The sequence below is a fragment of the Bacillus sonorensis NBRC 101234 = KCTC 13918 genome, assembly GCF_001592005.1.
GTDB classification, from domain to species: Bacteria; Bacillota; Bacilli; order Bacillales; family Bacillaceae; genus Bacillus; species Bacillus sonorensis.
This window is the reverse complement of record NZ_BCVZ01000044.1, coordinates 1-7,991: the sequence shown is the minus strand read 5'-3', so window position 1 is coordinate 7,991 and position 7,991 is coordinate 1. Positions and strand designations below refer to the sequence as shown.

Genomic DNA, 7,991 nt, shown 5'->3' with positions numbered 1-7,991 from the left:
CTTCATTGCCGCTTTCGAAGCGACTTTAATATAATAACATTTATCCAAGATGTCGTCAATAACTTTTTTCAAAAAAATAATTCGTCATCAGCGACGAATATAAATTTAACACCTCAGAAGACAAATGTCAACAAAAAATTATACCATAATAAATTGTTTGATGACGATAAGAGCAGCTACTCCAGGAACGCCCAATAATCCGCTGACTCCAGTGGTAACAAAATTGATCGGCACATGAATCCCCATGCTTTGGCCAAATAGGTTCACACAGAATAAAAACACCGCACCGACGATAAATCGAATGGCAATTGCACCAGTCCATTTTAAAGGTTTAAAGGAAGCTCCTGAAAAAAACAACAGGGCAACCAATACCACAATTGCCCCGATTATGATAACAGGTCCCATGAATCTCTCACTCCTCATATTTTCTAGTACAAGCATATGAAGAGGTTGAAGTAAATAGACCAGCTACTTCCACCCGCCGAGCCTTAAGTATCTTTTTTTCGCTTCGCGCAAATAAAAAAAGTATTTTGCCTCGGCGACTTTCAACTCATAGAGGACTTCAGGGGACGGTTCAAGGCTGTTTTCAATCAGCCGTTTTTGTCTGTTCCATTCTTCCTTTTGCCGCATCAGCTGTTCAATCAGTTTTTTATCGAATTCTTTTCTTAGCTTTTTTTTCTGAAGAAAACCCATGGTCATGCAATCTCCTCCCTCTACATCTCACGTCTGCCTTCAAGTGCTTTAGAAAGAGTGACTTCATCTGCATACTCCAAATCGCCTCCGACCGGAAGTCCATGGGCAATTCGCGACAGCTTGATGCCGGATGGCTTTAAAAGCCTTGAAATGTACATGGCCGTTGCTTCTCCTTCTATATTTGGGTTTGTTGCGAGAATTACTTCTGTCACTTGATCATCCTGCAATCGTTTCAGCAATTCGGGTATTTTAATGTCTTCCGGACCAATGCCGTCCATCGGGGAAATGGCACCATGCAAAACATGGTACAAGCCATTGTATTCTTTCATCTTTTCCATGGCTATGACATCTTTCGGATCCTGAACAACACATATGACCGATTTATCTCTTCTTGTATCTTCGCAAATATAGCAGGGATCTTGATCTGTAATGTGGCCGCATACTGAACAATAAGTCAAATTGCGCTTTGCGTTTACCAATGCTTTTGCAAAATCTAACACTACATCTTCCTTCATACTGAGAACAAAAAAAGCCAGACGGACCGCTGTTTTAGGTCCGATCCCTGGCAATTTCATAAAGCTGTCGATCAGCTTTGATATTGGTTCAGGATACTGCATTCTTATTTTCCTCCTAGAATAAACCCGGCATGTTCATTCCTTTTGTAAACTTACCCATCGTTTCATTTGTCACTTCGTCAACTTGCTTCAAAGCATCGTTTGTTGCCGCAAGCACGAGATCTTGAAGCATTTCAACATCTTCGGGATCAACAACTTCTTCTTTGATTACGACATCAATAATTTCTTTTTGTCCGTTGACTTTAACGGTAACCATACCTCCGCCTGCTGTGCCTTCGAGCACCTTTTCCGCAAGCTCCTCCTGCGCTTTTTGCATATCCTTTTGCATTTTTTGCATTTGCTTCATCATTTTTTGCATATTTCCCATTCCACCGCGCATACCTAAATCCACTCTCTTTCTTTTTTATTCTTTAATTTCAATCAGTTCCGCTCCAAACAGCTTTTTGGCTTCTGCTATCAGCGGATCTTCCTCTTCTTTGCTTCCATTTGTATCCGAATCTTCCGGCTGGTGTTCCTGCAAAAATTCTTCTCTTATTTTACCCCATTGAGCTTCAGGAACGCCAACCATATCTATTCTTCTTCCGAGCATTCCGTCTAAAATTTGCTCTAAATTCGTTCTGACGCCGTTATTATCTTCAGCAACCATTTTACAGTGAATTTCATATTTAAATGAGAGGACGAATGCGTTTGAAGACGCCGCCACCGGCTCGCTGTCATTTAAAAGAGCCGCATGCGACACTTTATTTTGCTGCTTCAGCTGGGCGAGCAGCTCCCCCCAGCAGCCCTTTACCTTTTCCAGGTCGGCTCTTGTCGCATCTTTTAATATTTCATGAATGCGGCCGACAGGCGTCTTATATCCGCTCTTCACGCTTTTTTGCGGGCGGGACGCTTCTTTTGGCTGGTTCGGGGCTGGCGCCTGGACTCCCGATGTTTTAAGCCTTTCAATTTCCTGTTCAAGCTGGCGAACCTTGTTGACGAGGCTGTCGATTTCAGGCTGTCCGGCTGACGGCGCCTCTGCTCTTGCCCCCTGGCAAAGCTTCACAACCGCAACCTCAAAAAAGATCCGCGGATGATTGGTCCATTTCATTTCCTGGTGGCTTTTATTTAAAACGTCAATCATTTCATAAAGAGCAGGCGCAGGAATTTGCTTGGACAGCTGTTGAAACGCCTCGTCCACTTTCACCTTTTCGAGCACGCCCTCTAAATCGGGGGCTGTCTGATAAAGAAGCATATCCCTGAAATAGAAAATCATATCCTCGATCAGCTTTGCCGGGTCTTTTCCCTGCTGAAGAAGCTCGTTCAACGTTTCTAAAGCCTCTGAGACATTCTTTTCATGAAGGGACAACGCAAGTTTTCCGATATATGCCTGAGATACGGAGCCCGTGATCAGCAGCGCATCATCAACCGTCAGCTCATCACCGCTGAAGGATATCGCCTGATCAAGCAGGCTTAAAGCATCCCTCATTCCGCCGTCCGCGGCACCGGCGATAATCTCAAGCGCACCGTCTTGAACCTTGAATTGCTCGGTTTCAACAATTTTTTTCATTCGGCCGACAATGGCCTGCGACGTAATTCTTTTAAAATCAAAGCGTTGACACCTTGAAATAATTGTCAAAGGAATTTTATGAGGCTCTGTTGTTGCAAGAATAAAAATACAATGCTCAGGCGGCTCTTCAAGCGTTTTAAGAAGAGCATTGAATGCGCCAATAGAAAGCATATGTACTTCATCTATGATATATACTTTATACGTGACAGCGGACGGGGCAAATTTCACTTTATCCCTGATGTCCCGTATTTCATCTACACCGTTATTAGAGGCGGCGTCGATTTCAATGACGTCCGAAATCGCACCGTTTGTAATGCCTTTACATGCGGAACATTCGTTGCACGGTTCGCTGACTGGAGCATGCTCGCAGTTTACAGCTTTGGCAAAAATCTTTGCGGCGCTTGTTTTCCCTGTTCCCCTTGGCCCGGAAAACAGGTAGGCGTGAGAAAATTTCTTTTGTAAAAGGGCATTTTGCAATGTTTTCGTAATGTGCTCCTGACCGACAACATCTTCAAACAACTGCGGTCTGAACACTCTATATAAAGCCTGGTAACTCACAAACACGCCCTCCTCTTGATATCATCATCCTTATTATACATGAAGCTGCTTTCAATTCCAAAAGCTCTTATAAAGAAAAAAACAATACAAAAAACTCATCTATTCCAGAATAGATGAGTCTTAATTTGATGATTGATTTACCGTGCACCTTCTGTCGATTCGCTACCCTAAGCGTTACTTAAGCAGTTAGCTCAGCCCAGGCGACCCTGCGGCACATGGAAGGTTCCACTTAATGCTGCTTCCTTCCGGACCTGACATGGTTCATGGATTCCCATTGCGCAGGACCCAAGCGTCAACACCACTTGCTTAAGGCAGACCTTAAAGTAAACGAACCTCGAGAAAGGAATTCGGCCTCGCTCGAGCGGATTGCGAGTACAGGGCACCGCTACCTCCCCGCTTAGCACGGCAAAATAAATATCAAATTATTTAAGCTGCGCCTCTATGTGACGCACTCATTAGTATAACTTGTTTCACCCTAAAATGCAAATTTCTATCATTGTGCTTTGTTCTGCTTCTCCGCTTTCTTTTTCGCCCGAAGCTTCCTGAAAAAATCACTCAGCAGACGTCCGCATTCTTCCTCCATTACACCGCTTACCACTTCAGCCTGATGATTAAACCTCTCGTCTTCGAGAAGGTTCATCAAGGTGCCTGCACAGCCCCCTTTAGGGTCATATGCTCCAAAAACGACTTTTTCAATTCTTGAAAGGACAGCCGCTCCGGCGCACATCGGACACGGTTCAAGCGTAACGTAAAGGACCGCTCTTTCAAGCCGCCAGGTTCCCAGCTTTCTGCATGCTTCGTCTATGACAAGCATCTCTGCATGGGCAAGCGAGCGTTGATCTGTTTCCCTTAAGTTATGGGCGCGGGCAATAATTTCATCATCAAGAACGAGAACGGCGCCGATCGGCACTTCTCCTTTTTCTTCCGCTTTTCTCGCTTCTCGGATCGCTTCTTTCATATAAAGCTCGTCTTGTGTCATCTGCACGCACTCTTTCAATGTTTTTTCTCATTCCGGAAAGGCTAACATATAGATAATGAAACATCGATCCGGAAAGGAGGCGGACCGGCTTGTCCAATTCAGATACCGCCCTAATTATTGTAGACATCATCAACGATTTTCAATTCGATATGGGCGAGGCTCTTTCCAAACAAACAGAGGAAATGACCGCTGATCTTCTTGCTTTAAAAAAACATGCCGGCAACATGAATTGGCCTATCATATACATTAATGACCATTTTGGTATTTGGCAAGCGGATATTGCTGCCATTATCAAAAAATGCAGGAATGCCAAAAGCGAACGCATCATTGAACGGCTGGAACCGAATGAAAACGACTATTTTTTAATCAAGCCGAAGCACTCGGCCTTTTACGGAACCGCTCTTGAAACTTTATTAAGCGAGCTCTCTATCAGTCATTTAATCATTACGGGAATAGCCGGCAACATATGTGTTCTGTTTACGGCAAACGATGCCTATATGCGGGAGTATGATATCACGATTCCGAAGGACTGCATTGCCTCAAACACTGAAAAAGACAACGAGTATGCCTTAACGATAATGAAAGATATCCTTTTCGCCAAAATCACGACCGCGGAAAACCTCATCAACGAAACGTGAGCATGAAACACTTCCTTTTCTCATATAGTGATAGCAATGAGAAAGGAGGCGTTTTCCATTCAAATTTACGTCGTGAGAAGAGGCGATACACTTTATAGAATTGCCAACCGGTACAGGACAACAGTGAATGAAATTGTAGAGACGAATGACATTCCCAATCCAAATCGTCTTGTTGTCGGACAAACCATTGTCATACCGATTGCAGGTCAATTTTACGAGGTGAGAGCGGGAGACACATTGGCATCGATCGCCGGCCGTTTCAACATGTCGGCGGCGGAGCTCGCCAGAATCAATCGCATCCAGCCCCCTGATGCCGTTTTGCCTGTGGGGATCTTGCTGTACATTCCTCCGCGGCCAAAGCGCACGATAGAAACAAACGCCTATATTGAGCCGCGCGGAAACAGGGTCAGCCCGGCTCTGCAGCAGGCGGCAAGAGAGGCTTCTCCGTATCTCACCTATCTGGGCGCTTTCAGCTTTCAAGCAAAACGCGACGGCACGCTTCAAGAACCGCCGCTCACCGGATTAAAACAAATTGCCGACAGGCAGAACGTGACATTGATGATGATTGTGACCAACCTTGAGAATGAAGCATTCAGCGACGAACTTGGAAGGATTATCCTGACAGACGAAAATATAAAAAACAAATTGCTGAACGAAATTGTTGCAGCAGCGAGAAAATACGGTTTTAGAGACATTCACTTCGACTTTGAGTATTTAAGACCCGAGGATAGAGAAGCTTATAATCAGTTTTTAAGGGAGGCAAGGGATCGTTTTAGACGGGAGGGCTGGCTGATCTCCACCGCTCTGGCGCCTAAAACAAGCGCAACTCAAGCGGGGCAGTGGTATGAGGCCCATGATTACCGGGCGCACGGCCAGATTGTCGATTTCGTCGTATTGATGACGTATGAGTGGGGCTACAGCGGAGGGCCGCCGATGGCTGTATCTCCGATCGGGCCTGTCCGTGATGTCATTGAATACGCGCTTACAGAAATGCCTGCCAATAAAATCGTGATGGGCCAAAATTTATACGGCTATGATTGGACTCTCCCTTACAGACCGGGCGGGCCATTGGCAAGAGCGATCAGTCCTCAGCAGGCAATCACCATTGCAAGCGAAAATCAAGCAAGCATTTTATTCGATGATGAAGCCCAGGCCCCCTATTTCCGCTATACAGACAAAGCAGGCAAACAGCATGAGGTGTGGTTTGAAGATGCCAGATCCATCCAGGCTAAATTTGACCTGATCAAAGAGTTAAACCTGAGGGGAATCAGCTATTGGAAGCTGGGGCTGTCTTTCCCGCAAAACTGGCTATTGCTAGCTGATCAATTTAATGTTGTAAAAGAGACGTTCCCAAGTTGACGGAACGTTTTTTTCATGGGCAAAGGAAAAGGATGTGATACAATATGAATGTTGAAAATCACAAGCAAACGCTTATCTGAGTAGGAGGACACCTATGAACACAGCCCCTTTTATTGCTGTCGAAGGTCCCATCGGGGCGGGAAAAACCACATTGGCCTGCATGCTTTCAGAAACGCTCTCATTATCTCTTGTCAAAGAAATCGTCGAAGAGAACCCTTTCCTCGACAAATTCTATGAGGATAAAGACGAATGGAGCTTTCAGCTGGAAATGTTTTTCCTATGCAATCGCTATAAACAGCTTGAAGATACTGAAAAAGAGTATTTACATAAAAACACTCCCGTTATTTCGGACTACCATATTTATAAAAATCTTATTTTTGCGGAACGGACGCTGAAAGGCAAAAAGCTTGAAAAATACAGAAAGATTTACGGGCTGCTGACAGAAGACTTGCCGAAGCCGAATATCATTATCTATATTCGCGCAAGCCTTCCGACTTTATTAAAGCGGATCAAAAAGCGCGGCCGTCCGTTTGAACAGCAGATGGACGAGCTTTATTTGGAACAGCTGATCAAGGATTATGAAGCCGCAATCAAACAAATCAAAGAATCTGATCCATCATTGCCCGTGATTGAAATAAACGGTGACAAAGACGATTTTGTTTTATCTGAAGCAGTTTATAATCGAATTGCCGATCAAGTAAAGGAGTATATACGATGACTGTACACGATATTCCGAAAGATGCCATCATAACCGTTGCAGGTACGGTGGGAGTGGGAAAATCCACATTAACAAAAGAGCTTGCAAAAAGACTTGGATTTAAAACATCTCTTGAAGAGGTCGTCAACAACCCTTATTTAGAGAACTTTTACAAAGATTTTGAACGCTGGAGTTTTCATTTGCAGATTTTCTTTTTAGCGGAACGGTTCAAAGAGCAAAAGTATATTTATGAATCCGGAGGCGGATTTGTTCAAGACAGATCCATTTATGAAGACACAGGCATATTTGCCAAAATGCACGCGGATAAAGGAACAATGTCAAAAGTCGACTATAAAACCTATACCAGTCTGTTTGAAGCAATGGTCATGACGCCATACTTTCCCCGCCCTGATGTCTTAGTATACCTGGAAGGCAATTTGGAAACGATTCTCGACCGCATCCAAAAACGCGGACGTGAAATGGAACTGCAAACTGACCGGTCCTACTGGGAGGAAATGTACACAAGGTACGAAAACTGGATCAGCGGCTTCAATGCCTGTCCGGTCGTAAGAGTCAACATAGACGACTACGATCTTTTCAACAATTCCGCATCCCTCGACCCGATCATCGAAAAAATAGGCAAAGCCATTCAAAGATAAATATAAAAAAGAGCGGACTCTCTCGGAAGATCCGCTCTTTTTTTTGCAAAACGCAATCCCGCGGCGCCACACCGAAGATCATCGCAGAGGGTGGTCTAGTCGGTCTGTAGCGGATTCGTTAAATGGCGTTCCGGCAGGCCGCTCGCCTCGGAAGCAAGAAATTGCACATAATCTCCCGATTCGTCCCCGCCGGATGAGTTAAAATATAAAAAAACCGCTGCCTCGTCCAGGCAGCGGCAACACAATCTCCAATTTATGCTTAGTCAATCACTAAAATGCTAATCAAT

General features: G+C 44.6%; 10 protein-coding genes and 1 other RNA gene. 4 read left to right on the top strand and 7 right to left on the bottom strand.

Features of this window, described 5'->3' with window-relative positions; genetic code table 11:
* Positions 1 to 138: 138 nt before the first annotated feature.
* The 7 genes from BTR1S_RS21280 to tadA form a co-directional block, all read right to left on the bottom strand.
* Positions 139 to 405 carry a pro-sigmaK processing inhibitor BofA family protein gene (locus BTR1S_RS21280; RefSeq protein WP_029418455.1) on the bottom strand — a complete coding sequence of 89 codons (267 nt, stop codon included), beginning with the start codon at positions 403 to 405 and terminating at the stop codon, positions 139 to 141.
* A 63-nt stretch (positions 406 to 468) separates the two neighbouring features.
* Positions 469 to 693 (bottom strand): YaaL family protein, encoded by a 225-nt coding sequence (locus tag BTR1S_RS21275; RefSeq protein WP_006640441.1) that lies wholly within the window; start codon positions 691 to 693, stop codon positions 469 to 471.
* Positions 694 to 713: 20 nt separating this feature from the next.
* Positions 714 to 1,310: a recombination protein RecR gene (gene recR, locus BTR1S_RS21270; protein ID WP_003178140.1), complete on the bottom strand. Its 597-nt coding sequence runs from the start codon at positions 1,308 to 1,310 to the stop codon at positions 714 to 716.
* A gap of 13 nt (positions 1,311 to 1,323) precedes the next feature.
* Entirely contained in the window at positions 1,324 to 1,647 is a 324-nt protein-coding gene (locus BTR1S_RS21265; RefSeq protein ID WP_006640440.1) for a YbaB/EbfC family nucleoid-associated protein, read from the bottom strand.
* Positions 1,648 to 1,671: 24 nt separating this feature from the next.
* Positions 1,672 to 3,372 (bottom strand): DNA polymerase III subunit gamma/tau, encoded by a 1,701-nt coding sequence (gene dnaX, locus BTR1S_RS21260; protein WP_006640439.1) that lies wholly within the window; start codon positions 3,370 to 3,372, stop codon positions 1,672 to 1,674.
* A gap of 140 nt (positions 3,373 to 3,512) precedes the next feature.
* Positions 3,513 to 3,778: signal recognition particle sRNA large type (gene ffs / locus BTR1S_RS21255), an RNA gene on the bottom strand.
* An 87-nt stretch (positions 3,779 to 3,865) separates the two neighbouring features.
* Positions 3,866 to 4,351 (bottom strand): tRNA adenosine(34) deaminase TadA, encoded by a 486-nt coding sequence (gene tadA, locus BTR1S_RS21250; RefSeq protein ID WP_006640438.1) that lies wholly within the window; start codon positions 4,349 to 4,351, stop codon positions 3,866 to 3,868.
* 89 nt (positions 4,352 to 4,440) lie between these two features.
* Between tadA and BTR1S_RS21245 the strand changes: the two genes are divergently transcribed.
* From BTR1S_RS21245 to dck, 4 genes are all read left to right on the top strand, one after another.
* Positions 4,441 to 4,989, top strand: coding sequence for a cysteine hydrolase family protein (locus tag BTR1S_RS21245; protein ID WP_006640437.1), 549 nt, complete (start codon positions 4,441 to 4,443; stop codon positions 4,987 to 4,989).
* A gap of 36 nt (positions 4,990 to 5,025) precedes the next feature.
* Positions 5,026 to 6,348, top strand: coding sequence for a glycoside hydrolase family 18 protein (locus tag BTR1S_RS21240; protein ID WP_034325709.1), 1,323 nt, complete (start codon positions 5,026 to 5,028; stop codon positions 6,346 to 6,348).
* 94 nt (positions 6,349 to 6,442) lie between these two features.
* On the top strand, positions 6,443 to 7,066 hold the full coding sequence (locus tag BTR1S_RS21235) for a deoxynucleoside kinase (RefSeq protein WP_006640435.1): 624 nt from the start codon (positions 6,443 to 6,445) through the stop codon (positions 7,064 to 7,066).
* Complete coding sequence (gene dck / locus BTR1S_RS21230; RefSeq protein ID WP_006640434.1) at positions 7,063 to 7,704, top strand: deoxyadenosine/deoxycytidine kinase; 642 nt, start codon at positions 7,063 to 7,065, stop codon at positions 7,702 to 7,704. The genes BTR1S_RS21235 and dck overlap by 4 nt, the downstream gene beginning before the upstream one ends.
* Positions 7,705 to 7,991: the final 287 nt, after the last annotated feature.

Bases quoted from the DNA above. Each gene is read 5' to 3' on its own strand.
- BTR1S_RS21280 (WP_029418455.1), bottom strand. From the start codon at position 405: ATGGGACCTGTTATCATAATCGGGGCAATTGTGGTATTGGTTGCCCTG.
- BTR1S_RS21275 (WP_006640441.1), bottom strand. From the start codon at position 693: ATGGGTTTTCTTCAGAAAAAAAAGCTAAGAAAAGAATTCGATAAAAAA.
- recR (WP_003178140.1), bottom strand. From the start codon at position 1,310: ATGCAGTATCCTGAACCAATATCAAAGCTGATCGACAGCTTTATGAAA.
- BTR1S_RS21265 (WP_006640440.1), bottom strand. From the start codon at position 1,647: ATGCGCGGTGGAATGGGAAATATGCAAAAAATGATGAAGCAAATGCAA.
- tadA (WP_006640438.1), bottom strand. From the start codon at position 4,351: ATGACACAAGACGAGCTTTATATGAAAGAAGCGATCCGAGAAGCGAGA.
- BTR1S_RS21240 (WP_034325709.1), top strand. From the start codon at position 5,026: ATGAGAAAGGAGGCGTTTTCCATTCAAATTTACGTCGTGAGAAGAGGC.
- BTR1S_RS21235 (WP_006640435.1), top strand. From the start codon at position 6,443: ATGAACACAGCCCCTTTTATTGCTGTCGAAGGTCCCATCGGGGCGGGA.
- dck (WP_006640434.1), top strand. From the start codon at position 7,063: ATGACTGTACACGATATTCCGAAAGATGCCATCATAACCGTTGCAGGT.